Raw genomic sequence first — 20,405 nt, 5'->3', positions numbered from 1 at the left:
GGTCCGCCCGGTGAGCAGGCGCGGTCTGCTCACCGGGGGGGCACTGGCCGCCGGAGGTGCGCTCACGGGCGCAGCCGCCATCGCCGCGACTTGTACCGGACGGGGTGGGCCGCAGGCGGCCGACGCGACGCCGGTAGCGAGCGTCGGAAGCCTGGTCGAGCCCTTCTACGGGCCCCGACAAGCAGGCGTGTCGACCGAACCGCAGGCCCATGCGTCGTTCGTGGCCCTGACCCTGCAGTCCGGCGTCGACCGAGCCGCGTTGGGCCGGATGCTGCGGCTGCTCACCGACGACGCCGCCCGACTCACCCAGGGCCAACCGGCCCTGGCCGACACCGAGGCCGAACTCGGGCTCCTTCCCGCACGCCTCACCGTGACGTTCGGCTTCGGACCGGGCCTCTACCGCGCCGCCGGTGCCGACGACCGGCGACCGACCTCGGTCACCGACCTACCCGCGTTCCGCATCGACCGGCTCCAACCAGCCTGGTCCGGCGGCGACCTGCTCCTTCAGATCTGCGCCGACGACGCGATCACCGTCGCGCACACCCAGCGGATGCTGCTCAAGGACAGCCGGCCCTTCGCCACCGTCCGGTGGGTGCAGCAGGGCTTTCGCCGCAGTCCCGGCGTCGAGCCGAGCGGCCACACCCAGCGCAACCTCTTTGGTCAACTCGACGGCACCGCCAACCCGCGCCCCGGCACACCGATGGACTCGGCGGTCTTCGTGCCCGACGGCCCGGCGTGGCTGCGCGACAGCACCACCCTCGTCGTCCGACGCATCAGCATGAACCTGGAAACCTGGGACCTCCTGGGCCGCGCCGACCGCGAGCTCGCCGTCGGTCGGCGCCTCGACACCGGCGCCCCACTCAGCGGCAGCGCCGAACACGACGAACCCGACTTCGCGGCGACCGGCCCCGACGGGCTCACCGTCATCCCCGACTTCTCCCACATGACCCGAGCCCACGTCACCGACGACCGGCTCAAGATCCTGCGACGGCCCTACAACTACGACGGCGTCCCCAACGCCGACGGCCACGCCGACAGCGGACTGATCTTCACCTCGTACCAGGCCGACATCACCCGTCAGTTCCTGCCGATCCAACGCCGACTCGCCGACCGGGACCTGCTCAACGAATGGACCACCCCGATCGGATCCGCCGTCTTCGCCATCCCACCCGGCTGTCCACCAGGCGGCTGGATCGGCGAGCAGGTCCTCGGGTGAGCCGCGTCAACCGGAGTGTCGTCATGACCGCATCGCCGTCCCGCCCCATCGTCATCCGGCTCGGCTCGGCGGTGCTCGCCGTCGTCGTGGCGACGCTCATCCCGGCCAGCCCCGCCTGGGCGCACAACGCACTGCGGTCGGCGGCACCGGTCCAGGAGTCGACTCTGTCCCGCGCACCCACCGAGATCGTGCTCGAATTCGCCCAGCGGCTCGACCCCGCGTTCGCCACCATCGTGCTCACCGACGCCGCCAAGCGGAGAGTTCCCACGGGTGCCCCGGTGTTCGACGGGGCGAAGGGCTCGGTGCCGGTGCCCCAGGCGCTACCCAACGGTACGTACACCGTCGCCTATCGGGTCGTCTCCACCGACGGGCACCCGGCCCAGGGTTCGTACCCGTTCACGGTGGCCGACCCCGACTCGAGCGTCGCGCCTGTCGTCAGCACGACGATCGACGAGGCGTCCGCGCCGCGCGAGCGCGGCACGAGCGCGGGCGTCCTCGCCGGCGGCGCCGCAGCGGCCGTTCTGGTCGTCGCGGGTGTCGGGCTGCGGTGGCGGCGGGCGAGACGTCGATGACCGGGCCGCTCCACTGTCTATGCTGACGCTCTGGTGGGTACGCCGCCGACTGGTGTGACGCCCCGGCCGGTGCGGGCGGGCGCTACGCCCGCCCCCACCGGCCTGGATGGCGGCGATGCCCCGTCGGGCGCCCCCGCGCATCCACCGGGCGTCGGTTCAGCAGCCGAGCCGCTTGGTCGAGAGGGCGATGTCGTCGATCCAGAGGTCGAACTCGCCCGGCGTCGTCCCGCCCTGATAGAGCTGCCAGCCGATCTTCACCGTGTCGACCGTCGGCAGGACGAAGGGAACGTCGTTGCCGCCGTGGTCGTTCGTGGAGGCGGTCAGCTCCGGGTTCGCCACGCCGTCGATCCACACGGCGACGTGGTTGTCCGCCGCGTCGATCTTCCACTCGACGCACTGCCAGGTGTCCTCGACGACCGGGGCGGATTCCCGCCAGGTGGTCCAGTCGCCGGTGGGACCGCCGTCGGCGCCGATGCCCCAGAACGTTCCGGGGACGGTGGGCGCGTACTGGCCACCGATTGGTCGAACGACCTCCGTGCTGCCTGCGCCGGTCGCTTCCACAAGCGTGAAGTGCGCCCAGTCCGGGGCGGTGGGGAACGCGTCAACCCGCAGGCGCATCCGGCCGTAGAAGCGATTGCCGGGCGCGGCGACGTCGTCGACGCGCAGGAAGGCGCGTCCGTTGTCGACCGTGTGGACGTGCAGCACCTGGTTGCCGCGCCGGGCGCGTTCGACGGTGAGCGTGCCGTGGCGGGTGTCGACGCCCCAGTTCACCGTGCTGGCCCCGCCGGCGGGCAGTCGCTCGAAGTCCTCACAGAAGAGCAGGCCACGGGGGCACGATGGCCGGGAGGCACCCGACGCCCCGGCGGGAGCGCTGCCGACTGAGGTGCCGAGAATCAGGGCGGCGCTGAACACCGCGAGAAATCTGCGCATGGTCGTACTCCATTCGACGAGGTGCGGTACGCGAAGGCGGCTACTCCGGTCGCGGACCGGTCCGAACACGACGGCACCCGGGCCCGGAGCCGGTGACTCCGGGCCCGGTCAGCGCCCTGACGGACAGGGCCGGTACGTGTCGCCGGTCAGGGACTGGTGCAGGAGAGACCGCTGGGCGCGGTGCTGCTGCTGCCGTTGACCAGGAAGCCGAAGGTGGTCGAGGCGTTCGCGCCGAGAGAGCCGTTGTAGTCGGCGTTGCGGACGCTGACCGTTCCGCTGGTACCGGTGTTGACGCCGTTCCAGACGTTGGCGATGGTCTGCCCACCGGCGAGCGTCAGCCGTACGGTCCAGCCGCTGAGGGTGGCGGAACCGTTGTTGGCCACGGTGACCTCTCCCTGGAAGCCACCGTTCCAGCTGTTGACCATGCGGTACGTCGCGGTGCAGGCACCCGGTGGCGGCGTGGTCGGCGGAGCGGTGGTCGGCGGAGCGGTCGTGGGTGGAGCGGTCGTGGGTGGCGCCGTCGTCGGTGGGGCCGTGGTCGGCGGCGTGCCCGGCACGGTGGTGGAGGCGGCGTTGAGAGCGTTCAGAACGGCGGTGTACGCCGTTTTGGGGTTGCTGTTGCGGTCGAAGAGCAGCGGGCTCTCGCTACCGCGCCAGGAGTCGCTGTCCCGGATGCCCCACGTCGTGATGCCGACGCAGCGGGGGACGTTCATGCAGGCCTGGGTCAGGCCCTGGTACTGGCTGGTCGAGGCGTTGGTGACGTCGGCCTCGGTCAACGCCACGTCGACCCCGAGGGCAGCGAAGCTGGACAGCGTCTGCTGGAAGTTGCCCGGCAGCGAACTGCCACCGGTGAAGTGGGTCTGGAGGCCGACGCAGTCGACCGGAACGCCCCGGGACTTGAAGTCCCGGATCATGTTGTAGACGCCCTGCGTCTTGGCGTACGTCCAGTTCTCGATGTTGTAGTCGTTGTAGCAGAGCTTCACGCTCGGGTCGGCGGCGCGCGCGGTCCGGAACGCCACCTCGATCCAATCGTTCCCGGTGGACTGCAGGTTCGACGACCGCCGGTTGCCGTTCTCGGCGAAGGCCTCGTTCACGACGTCCCAGTAGGCGAATTTGCCCTTGTAGTGCGCCATGACGCCGTTGATGTGGCTGATCATCGCGGACCGTAGGGCGCTGCCGCTGAGGCTCCCCCAGAACCTCGGCTGCTGGGCGTGCCAGGCCAGGGTGTGACCACGGAAGCGCATGCCGCGCTGGGTGGCCCAGTTGTAGATCGCGTCACCGCGTTGGAAGTCGAACTGACCGGGGTTGGGTTCGGTCGCGTCGGGCTTCATCTCGTTGACGGCCGTCATCATGTCGAACTCGCGGCTCGCGATGGTCAGGAAGCCCGAGTCGTTGAGGCGGTCCGCCCCCATCGCGGCGCCGAAGTACCGGCCGCTGCGCTCGGCGGCGGCCTTCAGGGTGGTCCCGGGCGCTCCGGGGAGATCGGCGCGGGCGAAGGTCGCCCCGGCCATCGAGGACAGGGTGATCGCCAGGGCGCAGGCCCCACCCAGGAGCAGCCTGGCGGCGCCCCTGGTTCGGCGTTTCGGTCGAGCGGGTACGTCGTTCATCTGCGCGTTCTCCTCGGTGCTCTGGCTGGTTCATTGCCGATGCGAGGCACGGAACAGACGATCACCGCACGGCCGACGACCGGTGCGTCGCGCTCGCCGTTGGGCCAGCACGCCGCAGGTGACGTCGAGCCGGCGCGAATCCAGCCGTGCCCGAATCGGTGGCCACCGCGGGCTGCCCGGTCCGCCCGATGGATGGCGAGCACTCCGCGCCGTACGCCCCTGCGGAGTGCCACTGCCCTAGTGCGATGCTATATCGAATTGGTTCGATCTGCGCGACCGGCAACCGGTGGCGTCGACGCGGCGCGACGGGCGTTCGACGGGTTTAGCATCGACTCGTCTCAATGTAGTGTGGAAACGCTCCCACACCACACCACACCTCCACCCACCTGCTCGAGGAGCTGAACATGCGACGACGGCGTTATCGCCCGGCCACCATGTTGGCCGGTCTGCTCACCCTGGCCCTGTCCGCACTTCTGTTGCCACCGGCATCAGTGGCCGGCACCGCGGCAGCCGGCACATCCCACACCCGCGCGGCGCCACTCACCGAGCTGACCGTGGTCTCCGAACGGGTGGCGTTCGGTCTGCAACGGCCGATCGCGATCACCGGACTGCCGGACGGTCGGATGCTGATCGCGGAGAAGAACGGCACCGTGCGCTCCTACCACCCCGACACCGGTCTGGCGGCGGAGCCGGTGCTCGACCTGACTGCCCGGATCGACACGTCCGACAACGAGCGTGGGCTTCTCGGCATCACGCCCGCGCCGAACTTCGCCCGCACCGGGATGCTCTACGTGGCCTACACGAGCCTGCCGGCCGGCACGTTGACCCTGGCGCGAGTGCCCCTTGGCGCTCCCAACCGGCTCCAGGTGCTGCTCACGCAGGAGCACGCCGAGTTCGGTAACCACAACGGCGGACAGGTCGCCTTCGGCCGCGACGGCTACCTCTACTGGTCGACCGGCGACGGCGGCAACGCGAACGACCCGTTCAAGAGCGGGCAGAACCTCGGCACCCTGCTCGGCAAGATCGTGCGCATCGACGTCAACCGCAGCTGCGGAAGCAAGCCCTACTGCGTACCCGTCGACAACCCGTTCGTCCGCACGGCGGGCGCACGGCCGGAGATCTGGGTCTACGGGCTGCGCAACCCGTGGAAGTTCTCCATCGACCCGGTCGACAACTCGCTGTGGATCGGCGACGTCGGCCAGGGCCTGATCGAGGAGATCAACCACATCCGCCCGTCGCAGCGTGGCGCGAACCTGGGCTGGTCCTGCAAGGAGGGCACGCCGGTCTTCGACCAGACGCAGTGCCGGCCGGGCGTGCGACTCACCGATCCGGTCGCCGAGTACGAGCACTACCTGACCGAGAACTGCTCCATCATCGGTGGCCTGGTGTACCGGGGGTCCGTCACCCCGGAGGCGCGGGGAACCTACATCGCGAGCGACTACTGCTCGACCCGCGCGTTCGCCGTACGCCCCACGTCCTCGGGTAGCTACGAGACCGCCGAGATCGGCACCTTCCCCACTCAGCCGACGGCGTTCGGCGCCGATGTGAACGGCGAACTGTACGTGCTCAGTGACCTCCCGGGATGGCTGAGCAAGGTGCGGTTCGAGCGGGTTCAGCCGTCCGCTGGCACCGGATACTGACGAACCGCTGAGCCCCCGGGGGCACGTCGAGGGCACTGCCGTGGATGGCCGCACACCATGGCCGTCCACGGCAGCTCCGGTCTCCACCTGGTACCCAGAGCCGGCCAGCCGGGCGTCAAAACGGCGTACCGAATGCCGGGCTTCGCGTGCGAGAGCCGTCAAAACCACTGACACGCGCGCGAATGGTTCAGATCGTAGGTCCGTGTCGGATGTCGTTCCACCTCAACCCGCGCCAGCCCTCATCGGCTCGACCCTCTCGCCCTCACCGGCGGCCTGCACGGGAAGCAGGCGGGCCGGACCGGGCGTAGCGGCGCGATGGTTCCCGAGCGGGAGCGGTAGGTGACGGACGTCTTGACCCAGGACTGTCCCGAGTTCCTCATCACCTGGGTGCGCTCCGGCGTGTACGTGCACCCGGAGCGTGCCCCGGCACCGGCTGAGGTGCATCTCGCCGAGCCGGTGCCCGGCCTGCTTCTGGTCCATTCCGCCACCCGGATCGCCGAGTCCACCCTGGCCAGGAACGCTCTACTGAAACAGCCACTCGGCGTCATCGCGCGGATGGCGGACCGCCCACCGGCGTCGGTCACCGCCCAGCTCGACCTACCAGGAGCGGTTGCCCGCGCCAACGCGCTGCGACTGCCGGTTTGCGTACCGGGCGACACCTTCGCCGACCTGGACGACGATCGGGTCCTACCGATCGACCACCAGGGGCGTCCGGCTCACCGGGCTGAGGCGGCCCACCTTCTCGTACTGCCCGAAAAGCACCTCGTCGCCGAGCACAGCGCCGAGGGGCGCGACCCCGACCTGGCCCGAGTCGTCGGCGACACAACGCCCGTCCACCTACGGTGGGTCAACGAGCGGGTCGAGCTGGGTTTACCCCGGCCGATAGTCGAGGCCCGCTTCTCCGGCCTCACGCTCACCACCACCGCGCTCGACGACGAGCGCGCCCTCCGGAACGGGATCCTCGGACTCTGGACTGAGCTGGCCGACCTGGCGACCGGCCAGGCCCTGCGGGTACGTACGACCACGGCCGGAAGCGACGTGGTCGATGATCTCCTGGCCATCCAGACACCCGACGGCGTCGCACTGCTGCGCGACACACCGACAGGCGCCCAGGCCGCGACCCTTCCCCGCGTCTCCACCACACTCAGCCTGACCCCGGTGACCGTGACGGTGACCCCGGCCGAACCGGCGGCCAGGGACAAGGCGCACCGGGCGCAGGCATGGTTGCCGGCCCGCCGCGACGACGGGGCCGGGAACGACGACGTACGCGGCGGAACGCTGTCGGTCGTCCAGGCCGACGATCTACCAGTCACTGCTACGGCACGGTACCTGCCGAGGACGAGTCGCGACGCGTTCGTCGTGACGGGGCGGAACCGGCTCGAGGGCGGGGTGGAGGTCGCGGGGCACGACGTGACGGCGGAAGGGCTGGCCGACTGGGTCACCAACCAACCGGGCTTCGCCATGCTGGCGGCGGATGCCCCGGTGGTGCTGCTGTTCGCCGAGGCCGGGCCGTACGCCAGCGTGGTGGCGCAGCGCCTGAACCGTACGGTGATCGGCGCGTGGGGCACCTTCGCCCGGCAGCCGTCGGGAAGTGTGACGGCGGGCCTGGTCATGAGCGCGCCCCCCGGTCCGGTCCTGGTGCGTACGGCCTCGGATACCTGGAACAGGTACACGCCCGACGGTGGTTTCACCGCGCTCGGTCGTGATCTCGAACCGGTCCTCGAAGAGATCGGCGTACGGCTGACACCAGCCGCACAGTCGGCCCCTGCCGAGGTGTGGGGTTGGGGAGTCGGGCACGGCGTCGGGTTGAACGAGCTCGACGACACCGCAGACCTTGAGGTGCAGCCCCTCACAGCGACCAGCGCGAGCGTCTCGTCCGATCCGGAGGTCATCACCCCCGCGCCTGCCGAGGAGCGGCGGCCGGTGTACTCGCTCAATGAACTCGAGCAGCGTCGACCGGTCAGGCTCGTCGAGACCACGCCGTCCACGCCGGAACCGGACGTGCGCTGGGCGGACGGCGCACGGCTACCGTCCTACTTCTTCGACCCACAGCTCGGCCTCGGGCACAGCGACATCGTCCTACGCGGACATGCCGAGGTGCTGCAAGGGATACGCCGATCCATGTCGGCGGTGGGCGACGAGCACCGCGACGCGGTGCGGCCCGGCGGACCGCGGCCCTCGCAGCCCGCGCCGCCCTTCGACGTTCCGCAAGCCACGTGGGATGAGATCACGACCGCGCTCGCGGAGGAGCCGGCGTCGTTCCTCGGCGACGGTCGGCCGTTCATCGTCCATGGGCCGGACGGAACCCCGAGCGAGATCATCATTCGGGCGCGTCCCCGTGGCAACTGGGACCGATTCCGGGATGCGGACGGAGCCGCGTATCGAGTGGAGAACCAGACCCTGCGGACAGCCGACCTCAGAGCAGACAAGTCGACAGGCGACGCACGCCGCATCGCGGTCTCGGTTCCGCTCGGCTCGGCGCCTGCCCCGGGTGCCGGCTTCGGGCAGGTAGGTCTCGAGGTCATCGGGAACGAACGGACGTACGCCTACGGATTCGGCTCGTCCAGTGTCGATCAGCGGGAGACACGGATTTCCTTTCCTGCCTCCGTCGCGGGACGTGGTGTCTCGCACGTGCACGTCGACGGCGTGGACTTCACGGTCAACGCCTACCAACAGCGGGCGCAGAAGCGCACTCTGGTACGTGAGGCGCGCTTCTCGGTACAAGGTGGCCTGCAGGCTCGGGTGCCCGATCTGGTCACCAAGCCGACCGAGCTGACGGTGCCGAAGCACATCGAGATCGACGGTCGGGTGCCGGACGACGCCTATACCGTCGAACAGGGCAGCTCGGCCGGCGGGGTCTTCGAGGCCGCGTTACGCCTCTTCCCGGAAGCGACGATTGGCTCGCCGGCCTACAGCGTGTTGCGGCAGACCTTCAGCACGCGTGGGCTCACCGGAAGTTTCAGCGATGCGGTGGACGGCGTCGGCGTGCTGCAGGAGGTCACGAGCGGGGGCAACGCCGCGCCGCTTGGCGCCATCCGGGTCAGTGCCCGGCTGGGTCGGGCGACGTTGCTGGTCACCACGGACGGGCAGGAGATCCGAGCGGGCCGAGCGGCCGGCGTGCGTGCCGAGATGGGTATGTCGGCGACGAGCGGCGTGCAGGTGTCGGGAATCGGCGGCGCGTCGAGCAGCGTGGCCACTCGGGTGGTGAAGGCCCGTATTCAGGCTGGCCTCACCGGTTCAGCCTCGTGGAGTTGGCGGGAGACGGCCCTGTCGGGCGGCACGGCGAGCCGCAAGCGGCTGGCCGTGTCGTGGGGCCGCAACGCCACGTACGAAGTCGCCGTCGACTTCACGCTGGAGCGTACTGGTGGTCGGTCGACGACGGTGCAGAGCCGGGTCGTGCTCCGGTTGTCCGAGGAGGAGGCGAAGCGACTCGGTGATCCTCCCGGATCGGCCCCGGCCCCGGCCCCGGCCAAAGTTGAGCCGACGGCACCGCCGTACCTCGCGGTGGATCAGCCGGGGACACTCGGTCTGCACAACGTGAGGTCCCTGACCGGCGTCACGGAGTTACGGCATCGCGCGATCGAGTCGTTGAGCAAGCGGTATCCGGATCTCGTCGCCCCCTGGCGGGAACTCGACCCACAACAGCCTCGCTGGGTGGGTCGGCGAGACGCGTACACCGTCGTGCTGCGCAACACCATCCAACTCAGTCGATTCCTCTCGGTGGGTGCGATGACCGGCGCCACGGACACGTTGATCAGCACCGGGCAGCGGCTCCGGCTGGCCGAATACCACACCTTCCGCAAGAGGTACGTGACGCTCAAGCTCAGCGCGAGACTCACCGGACGCCGGTACGTCGGATCCGAAGAGGGTGTCGGCATGCGCGTCTTCAGTAGCCTGAGCGACCGTATCGATTCCGTTCGGCGCGTGGTCCGGGGGGCCTCGGCGGGTGGGACCACGAACGGACGGGCGCAGGCCAAGACAGGGCTGGGTGTCGCCATCAGCACGACGTGGCGCAGGTTCTGGCAATGGACGTCGACTACCGGGTTCGGTCAAGCCGTCTTCGGTGAAGACCAGGTGATCGCACCAGAAGGGTCTGACTCCTTCGCGTACGACGTCGAGTACGACCTGTCCGAGGTCAGCTTCACCCGACCGCGCAACGCGTGGCGGGTGCTGACGCTCGGCGTGCTGGCGGCGGAGCCCTTCGTGCAGAGGTCGGACTGGCGACCTGTGCTGACCGATACCGAGCATCCCGCGACCGGAACGCTCACCATCCGCGTACCGGACGCCCTGACCTCGGCCGTGCAGGGGCCGGTGCCGGCACCGACTCGCCCGGACGCCGGCCGGCGGGGGACAGCCATGGACAGTCGTGACTGGCGGGAACGGGTGCACGTCGTGGTCGGAGTGACGGGCGCGCAGGATCTCCACGACAAGGTGACCGGCCAGCTTGCCAACGCACAGCAGCATTCGTGGCTGTACACCCAGCCCGGTACGGCGGTCCACGAGATCGTACAAAACGGCCTGACCCCGGACGCGATCAACGCCAACTTCCTGCGGATGGCGACCACCGGGTGGCGGCTCGCACCGTTGGTGGCGAAGCGGCCGGTGCAGGACCGCGTCGGGGCTCTGTCGATCCACGCGCATGTCAGCAACCTGCGAGCAGCAAGCGGACTGTTCAGCGACGAGATGGAACTGGACATCGACCGCCAGGGGGAGGCACGGGTCAGCCAGGTCGTCGGCAGGTCGACGGGGCATGGGCTCAACCTCTCGGCCCAAGTGCTCGCGACGCCGAAGGTCGATCACACCTCCGTGCCGGGCGGCTACGGACCCAACTGGGCGGTGTACGAGCGTCTGCACGCCAGGGACGTGGCGACGTGGATGACCGGCGTCCACGAGGTCGACCCGGTCTTCAACGGACGGTTCGTGCTAGTGACCGGCGACGTCACCTACAACGTTCAGGCACAGGGGCGGCGCACCGGAAAGCTGGCGTTGAAGAGGTGGGTCACCGTACGACGGACGACACCCGGCAGGCTGAAGGTTCACGAGGGCGTCTGGATGGTGATGCGGGAGGACGACGCCGAAGAGTTGGGGCTCATTCCCGCCGCGCCGGGGGGTAAGCCGGACTACGGCAGCGTCACCGTTCCGCGGGAGTTCCGGGCCAACCCGATCGGCTGGTCACCCGAGAACGTGCCCGACACCAGACGAGCTGTGAGTGAGATGCGTCGGTGGTTCGCCGCGCAGCCCGAGGGCCGGTACAAGGACCTGCTCCCCATCGATGAGTTGGAGGACCTCAACAGCAACCTACGGCACCTGCAGTCGGCGACCTCGACGCTGGGCATGTCCGCCCTGCTCGGTCAGATGGTCGCCGGCGGACTGCCGGTGCGCCTGCTGGGTGGCACCTCGTACCTGCCGTGGACCAAGAGGGCCCGGCTGTGGATCGGCGTGGAGTTGGGCAGGCCGAGGTTCCTCGAGGCACGCTTCAGTCACGAGATCGACGAGTACCCCAACAGCCAGGCCGGCGCGCAGAACGTCCAGTCGGTCATCCGTACCCGAGGCGGTGGGGTGTCGGTCGGAGAGGGCACCTCTCTCGGGGACTCACACGCGGACGCGTCGGCGGGCTTTTCGGACACGGGTTACCGCACCACGACCGACACGCATGCCGAGGCGAAGCGGTCGGTGAACTTCCGCAACACCGCGACCAACGTGAACCGACCGACCGCGAAGCTGGCCTTCCCTACCAAGGTCATCCTCTCTCTGGAAGAGCGCGGCACGATCACGCACACGGTGGCCGGCGACGGTGGCGTCCTGGTGGCTGGCGTGCCGTGGAGTCTCACCGTGCCAGCCGCGCAGCCGGACGGGGCGATGGGAGCACCCCTGCAAGCCCTGCGGCCGGACGCACCGGAGCTGGGCAAGCCGCTCGACCTGCCCCGCAATGCCCTGATCATGGAAATCGGCGACATACCAGGGATCCGTCGGGCCGGCGCAGCGTCGATCGCATCACAGGAGGGCGCGCCGAGTGATCAGACGGGGCGAACGCCGCTGACCCAGGGTGGCAACGTCGCGGCGGAAGTATTGGTGAACTCCCTGAGCGGCGGCATGCTTCGCGCGTTCTTCCCTCAGTTCGCCCGACCTGAGGGGCACCAGCTCCCGCAACTCTCCGAAAACCACCTGTTCGGTGGGGCGACCGCTGACGCCACGGTGCGGGCACAGGTGGACCTCGGTGGCGGCGTGCTCGTCTCCGTCAGCGACGACCATCGGTACGACCTCGCCCAACGTGTCGGGCGCAACGTCGCGATCGGCGGCAGCCGGACCGATGCCCATGGCACCGCGTTCAGCGCTGGACCCGCATTGAACTCCGGGAACCCGCAGTCGCCCGCCTTCACCTCGGGCGCGAATCCCAACGAACGCGCCTGGGGAGAGACCCAGGCCGACGGGATGAGCGCCGTGCTCGACACCTCGCAGCGTGCCCTGGTCAAGCCGATGTACCGGCGCTCGTTCGTCTTCCGGTTTCCGGTGGCGTGGCAGTTCACGACTACGGGCACCCGCCCCGCCTGGCGCGGGGCCCATCGTGCTCTCAGGGGGAACGGCGCAGCGCCCCGGGGTCCGGGAGACCATCTCGTCGAGCGGGGCGTCTGGATTCGACTCATGGAAGCCGAGGCACGCGCCCTCGGCTTGATCACCGACGAACTCTTTCCGCCCGAGGCGGCCAAGGAGTGGAACGCCGTCGCGAACGCCCGCAAGGACTGGTTCCGCGCCGATCAGACCTTCCGAGACCTGCGCGATTCTCTGGGCACCGCCAATGCAGCCCTGGCACACACCAGGGAGGCCCTCTACCAGGCCGAGACGGATGCCGCACAGCACCCGCAAGGCGTACCGGACACCCCGACGCCCGCAATTGCACAGGAGGGACTCGGGCGCGCGAGCCAGGTGGCTGCCGCCGCAGAGCGGGAGATGACGGCGGCGCGAGTGGCAGCCGAACAGCAAGCCCGGCGTTACGCCGAGTTGCGCGCGTCGGCAACCGCCATCACCACCTGGTATCGCACCCCCGCTGCCAAACGCACTGGCCCGCCGCCGCGCTCGCGGGTCGGGAACATCGAGGCGACCAAGGCCGAGCCGCTCGACGTACCGACCTGGTCACTGCGGCTCCCCCACACCGTCAGCGCGTATTCCCACGTGCACGTCGTCTCCTCGAACACACGGAGTGAACCCAGAGATCTCGTTGATCAACTGATCGAGGCGGCCGACGCGGAGCATCCGATCATCCTGCTGGGCGTCGCGACCATCAACCACGCTCCGCACCCCGCCGACGTCGGCACGCTGAACTACCTACTCGAACAGTTCGCCCAACGGGCCATACTGCCCACCGTGGTCACCCGGGGCAGGCTCACCAGGGAGCTGAGCGAGGTGACGAGCAGGTACGGCGCCACGGTGGTGCACCCCACGCTGTCAAAGGCTCTGGACGGGACCGGCCTGCGTAGCCTCCAGACCGGCCACCGCTGGGCAGCCAGCGTGGCGTTGCCACCGGATCGCGAGGCCACCGCGAACACACTGGGCGACTCCCGCCCGACCGGTGCCGCGGGCGAGACCTGGACCACCTCCGACGACATCTGGGATCGAATCACCGCCGGTGTCCTCGACGCGGCCGGCAGAATGGCCCGGCCAACCGGGGCGATCTCCCGAGTCGGCAACGCACTGGGCGAGCTGGTCTGGGCGGCAGACCTCACGACAGCCCGCGAGGTCCTGCGCGAGCACGGCTGGACTCCCGAAGAGACGACGGCGAACCTGGCCCAGGTCGAACAAATGATCAAACGGGTACCCGGCCAGAGCGCTCTCAGCGTCTACTCCCCCGTTCTGCGGTTCGCCGCCGCCGGCCACTCCGACCTCGTCTTTGACTACACGCTTGCCCAGCCGGAACACCGGCCGACGACGCTTCTCGCGTCGATCGGCCGGCTGGAGGCCGCCGGACAGTTCAGCAACGTCCCGGTCGAGAGCGGCATCACCCCCGACGACCTGGTCGAAATGATCGACCTGGCGGGCGTCGAGGAGGACGACCGCTTCACCACGTCGATTGTCACGACACTCGGCTTGATCAAGAAGAGGGAGTTCCCGAGCGCCATGGACTTCATCGTCAAGAACCGCGGCACGTTCGATGTCGGACACAAGGGGGCGTGGGTCGACGCGATCAGGGGCCTGCAGAGCATCATGCCTGACCACAACGCGCAGTTGCGACTCCTGGTCTACGCCGTCCTGGAATGCTGACGTGACGGGCAATGCCTCGGTCTCAACTCCGAAGACGATACTTGCGCGTCGCGGCGGTAGCACCGACCGCTGTGGGCGGCGGCCGCACGCACGGCTGCCCACAGCAGCATCGGCAGACCCTCTGATGGCCGCGCTTGGCGGGATCCGACATCGCCGCATCGCCCCTGCCCGGCTGCCTGGGCCGAAGCCCGCCCAGCGGTTCGCTCCGTCGTGGACCGGGCACCCGCCGGGCCGGCAGGCCGCTCAGGAGGCGAGCGCGTGCGACTCGTCGAAGCCGAGCCGGAACCCCACACCCCGCACCGTGATGATCGAACCACCCGACCCGATCTTCTGCCGCAGGGTGCCGACGTGGGTGTCGAGCGTCCGGCTGGCCCGCGACGACCGTCGAGCAACGGCGCCGGTGTCCTGCCAGACCCGAGCCATCAACTCTTCCCGGGTGAACACCCGGTCCGGATTGGAGGCGAGCAGGTGGAGCAGGTCGAACTCCTTACGGGTCAGTGTGACCGGGCGCCGACCCACGGCGACCTGCCGAAGGGCCGGATCGATCCGCAGTGCCCCGTGTTGCAGAGTGCCGCCGTCTCGCGCCGTTCCGGTTCGGCGAAGCAGTGCCTCCATGCGGGCGGCCAGTTCGCGCAGGCCGTACGGCTTGCCCATGCAGTCGTCCGCGCCGGCCTTGAGGCCGAGTACGCGGTCGGCCTCGCTGTTGCCGGCGGAGAAGGCGATTATCGGGAGGTCGCCGGCCGCGCGGATGCGCCGGCACACGTCGAGTCCGTCGATGTCGGGCAGGTCCAAGCCGAGCAGGATCAGGTCGCTGTCGTCGAACGAGGAGAGCGCCTCCCTGCCACTGTGCACCAGCGTGGCGCGATAGCCCAGGCGGCGTGTGCAGCCGATGAGTCGCTCCGCCGCGAAACCGTCGTGCTCAACCGCAAGTACGTGCATGTGGCTCCCCCGCGTCTTCAGAACGGCAACTCGGTGGCCTCGGCCGCCCATCGGCGCGCCGATGGAACCTCGACCGTGTCAGGGATCGACGGTCCGTGCCGCGTAGACCACATTGATCGACGGGCCTCGATCAGGTACGCCCTGCCCGTTCCGTCCCGCACGACGGTCCGACGACCCCGACTACCTCAATAAGAAACCGACCGACCCGTTTCGTCAAACCGCATTCGTTAAACGATGGTGACTCTTCGTCATGCCCATCAGGCGACGAGTTCGTTACAGGTCGTCGAATTCGTGTGGATAAATGCGGGCAGAACGGGCGTAGCGTCCGCGCCTTACGGAACTGTAGGCATCGACGGTGACAATCGTCACATTATCTATAACAGCCCATCTGGTACCTTTTTCTCCTGCCAGCCGACCGACGACGGGGGTCCGGTCATGTCTGATTCGTCTGCTGCAGGGCTTCGCGAAGGCAGGGTGGCGAGTCGATGAAACTTTCCTATGACTTCACGGTTTCCCGTCAATTGGTACACCGATCAGCCGTTGCCGAGGTCCTGCTCACCGACTGGCGGCAGACAGGCCCGGACATGTTCATCGTGGCCGCGCAGTGGCCGAGGGGGCACTCGCTCTACGGCGTCCGCGGCGGCCGGTTCGACCCGCTGCTGGCCGCCGAGACGATCCGTCAGGTCGGGATCCTGCTGGCGCACGTCGGCTTCGAGGTACCGCAGAGTTGCGCCTTCCTCATGCAGCGACTGGCCTTCGACTGCGCACCGGATCAGCTGCACGCGTCGGACGAGCCGTTCGATCTGGTCGTCACTGTCGAGGTCGGCGGGGTCATCCGCCGGGCGTGCACGATCGGCGGAATGCGGATCGACGTCACGCTGCGACACGACGACGACATGGTCGGCGAGGGCAGCGGGTGGCTGCGTTGCATCTCCCCGTCGACGTACGAGCGGTTGCGCTGGGGCGGCGCGGCCAGAGCGGTTGGTGCCCCGCCGCTGGTGGCCCCGGCCGACCCCGCCTCGGTCGGACGTCAACTCCCCGCCGACGTGGTGGTCGGCCCGCCGGGCCCGGAGGGCATCCGCCAGCTCCGGGTCGCCCTGGACCATCCAGTCCTCTTCGATCATCCCCTGGACCACGTCCCCGGCATGCTGGCGTTGGAGGCGATGCGGCAGGCCGCCCTCGCGGCCGTCGGTCGACCCGACGCCCTGGTGGTCGGTGCGGACGCGACCTTCCCCGCCTTCCTGGAGCTGGACCGGGAGTGTGATCTGGTGGTGCACTCGGTGACCACCGCACCTGACCGGCAGCTCGTCAACCTCCACTTCGTGCAGGACGGCGCCGTTGCTGTCCGCGGTGAAGTGGCCCTCTCCCGCTGACCGGTTCAGCCGTCGGTGAGTTCCTTGCGGACGGCGACCACATAGTTCAGGTAGTAGTGCAGCCGCTTGGACAGCACCAGGCCGGGCAGGACGATCTGCCAGAGATCCACCATGCGGTCCGGAAGGTTGCGCCGCTCGTTGAGGACCTGCGCGACCAGTTGGAGACCCGTGAAGGAGCTGACGATGAACTTGGCGAACCGGTCCAGTTCGACGCTGGTACGCACGTCGCGCTCGGCCGTCGCACGTTCCAGCAGACCGGTGACGATCAGTATCCAGTCGAGGTACGGGTCGGGCAGTGGACGCTGGAAGGTGCCGTGCTCCAGGGTGAGCCGAATCCCGCCGCGTACCAGTGGATGTTCGACGAGCTGGGTGGAGAGGCTGAAGGACATCCGGATCAGCGACTCCAGGGCCGGATCACCATCGACGAAGGACCGGGAGTGTTCCGTCCAGATGGCGTGCTGCTCCTGCACCACCGCGTGCGCCAGGTCCTCTTTGGACGAGAAGTGGAAGTAGAGCGACCCCTTGGTCACCCCCGCGTGGGCGATGATGTCGCCGAGGCTGGTGGCACCGTATCCGTAACGGTCGAAGAGGTCCGCCGCAGCCCTGATAATGGTGGACCTGGTCATTTCGGCACGCGCCTGCCTCGCCATGTGTACGCCTCCTCCAAAAAAACCGGTCGTTCGGTATTTTCTCGGACAGGTGTCTTGCCCGCAAGACTTAATCGACCGGAAACAGCATGGTGAACGGCAGGAACAGCCGTGTACTCCTCACCGGCGCGACCGGATTCATCGGCTCGGCAGTACACCACAGCCTCATCCGAGCCGGCCTGCCGGCCGTCCGTCGACTGATGCGCGGCGACGCCCCGACCGGGCTCGCCGGCCCGGCTCGGCCCTTCCGCGGCGACCTGACCGACCCCGCCTCACTGCGCGGGAGCTGCGACGACATCGACGTGATCGTCCACGCCGCCTCCCACGTCGGCGCCGATGCGCGACGCTGCCGGGAGGTCAACCACCTCGGCACGTGCCACCTCCTGGCCGAGGCGGCACGGGCCGACGTCCGACACGTGATCTACATCAGCACGGCGGCCGTCTACGGCGCCGGACCGCACCGCGGCCTGACCGAGGGAGTCCGTGACCCGGCCCCGGTCTCCCCGACCAGCGCCAGCCGGGCCGCCGCCGAGACGGAGGTTCTCGCCCGCGGGGGAAACGTCCTGCGCCCCCACCTCGTCTACGGTTCGGGCGACCGATGGGTCGTACCCACGCTCGCGGCCCTGCTGGGCTGGCTGCCCGGCTGGATGGACGGCGGCCGACCCCGGTTGTCGATGATCGGGGTCCACGACCTGGCGCGCCTGGTCGTCGCGCTGGTCGTCACACCGGGCCCGCCCGGAACGGTCTACCACGCCAACCATCCCGACCCGGTCACCGTCCACGCCGCCGGCGAGGCGCTGGCCCGGCACCTCGGAGTCCGGCTCCCGACCGGTGACGTGCGGGCGACCGCGCTCGCCGACCTGACACTCCCGCCCGGCCTGCGCCGGCGGCACCTCGACCTGATCTCCATGGACCACTGGTACGACTCGGACCGGGTGTGGGCTGCCACCGGCTGCCGCCCCGGCGCCGCCTTCCCGAACGACCTCGCCAGGGCGACCCAGTGGTACCCGGACCTTGCCCGCGCCGCTGCGCCCACCCCCCCACCCAGGAGCTGACACATGCGACTGACCGTTCTCGGTGCGACCGGAGGGACCGGAACCCTGCTGGTCGGACAGGCGCTGGCCGGCGGTCACGCGGTGACCGCGGTCGTCCGGCGGGGCTGGCCCGGCCCAGACCACCCGCGACTACGGGTAGTTGTCGCGGACGTGCTCGACCCGGGATCGCTGCCGCCGGCGCTCGACGGGGCGGACGCGGTGCTCTCCGCGCTGGGCTCCGCCGAGGCCGGCAGACCCACGCGGGTGTACTCGGCGGGAGGCAGCGCGGTCCTGGCGGCGATGCGGGACCTCGACATCCGACGGCTCGTGGCCATCACGGCCCTGCCGATCGCCCCGGTCGCCGAGCAGGACGCGCTGCAGCGCCGGCTGGTGCATCCGCTCCTGCACCGGTTCTTCGGCGGCGCGTACGAGGACATGCGCCGGATGGAGGCCGTCCTGGCCGCCAGCGACAGCGACTGGACGGTTTTCCGCCCTCCGTACCTGCGCGACGGCCCGGCCACCGGCACCTGGCGCAGCGCCGTCGACGCCCCGCTGCCCCGCGCCTGGACACTGCGCCGCGCGGACCTGGCCGCCGCCATGCTGGCGGCGACGAGCGACGACCAGCTCGTCCGTCACGCGGTTAACGTGGCGGCCTGAGAGGGCAGACACCGCGGCGTCCGGTGCCGTTGCGCTGTCGGATGCGTCAGGCCGACGACGAGCCGGCGTGGGACCCGACACTGGTGTCCAGATGATCGGGCAGCGCGGCCATGTCGGTGAGCACAGCCTCGAGCCATCCCCGGGGCGCCATCGCACCCGAGGCCTGACGCAGGCCGTGCAGCCACTCCCGGCGACGCGACGCCGGGAGGTCGAGCGCGGCGGCGAGCGCCCGGGTCAGTTGCCCGACATCGCCGGGGTCGACGGTCAGGGCGTACGGCGACAGCTGGTCGGCGGCACCCGCGTCCCGGGACAGGATCAGAACGCCGTCACGCGCGTTCACCGCGGCACCTTCCTTCGCGACGAGGTTCATCCCGTCACGCCACGAGTTGACCACGAGGACGTCGGCGCGGGTCAGCACCGCCAGCCCACGGTCGAGGTTGTTGCGCGTGTCGAGGACGACCGGCGGACGGGCGGCGGTGGGATGGCGCGCGTTGACCGCGCTCACGGCCGTGGCAACGGCCGCGGCGTACTCCCGATAGGCCGGAAGCGAGCTGCGTGACTCGTACGCCAGTACGTAGTGGACAACCCGATCCACCAGCTCCGGGCGGGCACGCAGCAGCTCCCCGAACGCCTCGATGCCACGCACGGCGTTCTTCGCCGGTTCCATCCGCTCGACCCGGGCCACCAGCGTCCGCCCGGCGACCACCTCGTCGAGCCGTTCCCCCTCGACGCGGGCCGGACCGGCGGCAGCGCGTTCCCGCAGCATGGGAACGTCGACCCCGACCGGATAGACGCGCACCGACACCGTACGCCCGGGAAGTCGCACCTCACGCCGCGCCGGGTCGACGGCGTACCCGAGGTCCGCGCAGGAGGCCAGGAACGCCTGTGCCCAACGCGGCGTCAGGAAGGCGAGCAGGTCGGCGCCGAGCATGCCGTGGATCAGCGACCGGGCTGTGTGCTCCGGCAGTTGCCGGAAGTGGGCGGGATCGGCCCACGGGCACATGGTGAAGTGGGCGGTCCGCACGTCCGGACGCCGCCGCCGCACCTGCGACGGTGCCAGCGCCAGGTGGTAGTCCTGCAGGAGCACGGTCGCGCCCGGGGCGGCGGCATCGGCGCAGGCGGCGGCGAACTCGTCGTTGACCCGCTCGTAGTCCCGCCAGGCAGCCTCGAACGCGGGACCGGACGCCGGGATCGGCAGGTGGTGGTGCAGGAACCAGAGAGTCTCGGTCCCGATCGTCCCGTAGTAGGCGGCGTAGGCCCGGGGGTCGAGGTCGAGATAGCGGACGGCCACGACCCCGTCCGGCAGGTCGACAGCGGTGGGCTCACCGGACGACGTCGCGCGGCGGGCGACGATCCGGTCGCCGTCGGTGCGCGCACCGGCGATCCAGACGCCCTCGCCATCGGCGAGCACCGGCGTGAGCACGGCGATCAGCCCGCCCTCGCCCCGGCGGTAGCTGATCGTCCCGCTCGGGTCGGTACGGAAGTCGACCGGACCCCGGTTGCAGGCGATGACGAGTGCGTGCGACATGAATGA

Annotated in this window: 12 protein-coding genes; 7 read left to right on the top strand and 5 right to left on the bottom strand. The window is 69.8% G+C overall.

Annotated features, from left to right (window positions below; translation table 11 throughout):
• Positions 1–10: 10 nt before the first annotated feature.
• Together ACGFH9_RS27335 and ACGFH9_RS27330 are read left to right on the top strand one after the other, a co-directional pair.
• Positions 11–1,216 carry a Dyp-type peroxidase gene (locus ACGFH9_RS27335; protein WP_393224696.1) on the top strand — a complete coding sequence of 402 codons (1,206 nt, stop codon included), beginning with the start codon at positions 11–13 and terminating at the stop codon, positions 1,214–1,216.
• Between the two features lie 23 nt (positions 1,217–1,239).
• Positions 1,240–1,788 (top strand): copper resistance protein CopC, encoded by a 549-nt coding sequence (locus ACGFH9_RS27330; protein WP_393224676.1) that lies wholly within the window; start codon positions 1,240–1,242, stop codon positions 1,786–1,788.
• A gap of 156 nt (positions 1,789–1,944) precedes the next feature.
• On the opposite strand, the gene ACGFH9_RS27325 is transcribed toward ACGFH9_RS27330, so the two are convergent.
• A complete protein-coding gene (locus ACGFH9_RS27325) occupies positions 1,945–2,718 on the bottom strand; it encodes a hypothetical protein (RefSeq protein ID WP_393224674.1) in 774 nt (257 codons plus the stop codon).
• A gap of 146 nt (positions 2,719–2,864) precedes the next feature.
• A complete protein-coding gene (locus ACGFH9_RS27320) occupies positions 2,865–4,325 on the bottom strand; it encodes an endo-1,4-beta-xylanase (protein WP_393224671.1) in 1,461 nt (486 codons plus the stop codon).
• 404 nt (positions 4,326–4,729) lie between these two features.
• Between ACGFH9_RS27320 and ACGFH9_RS27315 the strand changes: the two genes are divergently transcribed.
• Both ACGFH9_RS27315 and ACGFH9_RS27310 read left to right on the top strand, forming a co-directional pair.
• Positions 4,730–5,965, top strand: coding sequence for a PQQ-dependent sugar dehydrogenase (locus tag ACGFH9_RS27315; protein ID WP_393224669.1), 1,236 nt, complete (start codon positions 4,730–4,732; stop codon positions 5,963–5,965).
• Between the two features lie 339 nt (positions 5,966–6,304).
• Positions 6,305–14,221: a hypothetical protein gene (locus ACGFH9_RS27310; protein WP_393224667.1), complete on the top strand. Its 7,917-nt coding sequence runs from the start codon at positions 6,305–6,307 to the stop codon at positions 14,219–14,221.
• A 243-nt stretch (positions 14,222–14,464) separates the two neighbouring features.
• Here ACGFH9_RS27310 and ACGFH9_RS27305 read toward each other — a convergent pair whose 3' ends face one another.
• Positions 14,465–15,160: a response regulator transcription factor gene (locus ACGFH9_RS27305; protein ID WP_393224664.1), complete on the bottom strand. Its 696-nt coding sequence runs from the start codon at positions 15,158–15,160 to the stop codon at positions 14,465–14,467.
• Between the two features lie 485 nt (positions 15,161–15,645).
• Here ACGFH9_RS27305 and ACGFH9_RS27300 point away from each other — a divergent pair, with 485 nt between their 5' ends.
• Positions 15,646–16,533 (top strand): ScbA/BarX family gamma-butyrolactone biosynthesis protein, encoded by an 888-nt coding sequence (locus ACGFH9_RS27300; RefSeq protein ID WP_393224661.1) that lies wholly within the window; start codon positions 15,646–15,648, stop codon positions 16,531–16,533.
• A 5-nt stretch (positions 16,534–16,538) separates the two neighbouring features.
• On the opposite strand, the gene ACGFH9_RS27295 is transcribed toward ACGFH9_RS27300, so the two are convergent.
• The gene (locus ACGFH9_RS27295; RefSeq protein WP_355236077.1) at positions 16,539–17,183 is read right to left on the bottom strand and encodes a ScbR family autoregulator-binding transcription factor; all 645 of its coding nucleotides are present in this window, start codon (positions 17,181–17,183) and stop codon (positions 16,539–16,541) included.
• Positions 17,184–17,269: 86 nt separating this feature from the next.
• Here ACGFH9_RS27295 and ACGFH9_RS27290 point away from each other — a divergent pair, with 86 nt between their 5' ends.
• Positions 17,270–18,235 carry an NAD-dependent epimerase/dehydratase family protein gene (locus ACGFH9_RS27290; RefSeq protein ID WP_393224657.1) on the top strand — a complete coding sequence of 322 codons (966 nt, stop codon included), beginning with the start codon at positions 17,270–17,272 and terminating at the stop codon, positions 18,233–18,235.
• Between the two features lie 3 nt (positions 18,236–18,238).
• A complete protein-coding gene (locus ACGFH9_RS27285; protein WP_393224655.1) occupies positions 18,239–18,871 on the top strand; it encodes an NAD(P)-dependent oxidoreductase in 633 nt (210 codons plus the stop codon).
• 46 nt (positions 18,872–18,917) lie between these two features.
• Here the strand turns inward: ACGFH9_RS27285 and ACGFH9_RS27280 are convergent, their stop codons facing one another.
• The gene (locus ACGFH9_RS27280) at positions 18,918–20,399 is read right to left on the bottom strand and encodes a trehalose-6-phosphate synthase (protein ID WP_393224652.1); all 1,482 of its coding nucleotides are present in this window, start codon (positions 20,397–20,399) and stop codon (positions 18,918–18,920) included.
• Positions 20,400–20,405 lie beyond the last annotated feature (6 nt).

This window comes from Micromonospora sp. NPDC049102 (assembly GCF_043197485.1).
Classification (GTDB): Bacteria; Actinomycetota; Actinomycetes; order Mycobacteriales; family Micromonosporaceae; genus Micromonospora.
This window is presented reverse-complemented; position numbering and strand designations above follow the sequence as displayed.

Bases quoted from the DNA above. Each gene is read 5' to 3' on its own strand.
- ACGFH9_RS27330 (WP_393224676.1), top strand. From the start codon at position 1,240: ATGACCGCATCGCCGTCCCGCCCCATCGTCATCCGGCTCGGCTCGGCG.
- ACGFH9_RS27325 (WP_393224674.1), bottom strand. From the start codon at position 2,718: ATGCGCAGATTTCTCGCGGTGTTCAGCGCCGCCCTGATTCTCGGCACC.
- ACGFH9_RS27320 (WP_393224671.1), bottom strand. From the start codon at position 4,325: ATGAACGACGTACCCGCTCGACCGAAACGCCGAACCAGGGGCGCCGCC.
- ACGFH9_RS27315 (WP_393224669.1), top strand. From the start codon at position 4,730: ATGCGACGACGGCGTTATCGCCCGGCCACCATGTTGGCCGGTCTGCTC.
- ACGFH9_RS27305 (WP_393224664.1), bottom strand. From the start codon at position 15,160: ATGCACGTACTTGCGGTTGAGCACGACGGTTTCGCGGCGGAGCGACTC.
- ACGFH9_RS27300 (WP_393224661.1), top strand. From the start codon at position 15,646: ATGAAACTTTCCTATGACTTCACGGTTTCCCGTCAATTGGTACACCGA.
- ACGFH9_RS27295 (WP_355236077.1), bottom strand. From the start codon at position 17,183: ATGGCGAGGCAGGCGCGTGCCGAAATGACCAGGTCCACCATTATCAGG.
- ACGFH9_RS27290 (WP_393224657.1), top strand. From the start codon at position 17,270: ATGGTGAACGGCAGGAACAGCCGTGTACTCCTCACCGGCGCGACCGGA.
- ACGFH9_RS27285 (WP_393224655.1), top strand. From the start codon at position 18,239: ATGCGACTGACCGTTCTCGGTGCGACCGGAGGGACCGGAACCCTGCTG.
- ACGFH9_RS27280 (WP_393224652.1), bottom strand. From the start codon at position 20,399: ATGTCGCACGCACTCGTCATCGCCTGCAACCGGGGTCCGGTCGACTTC.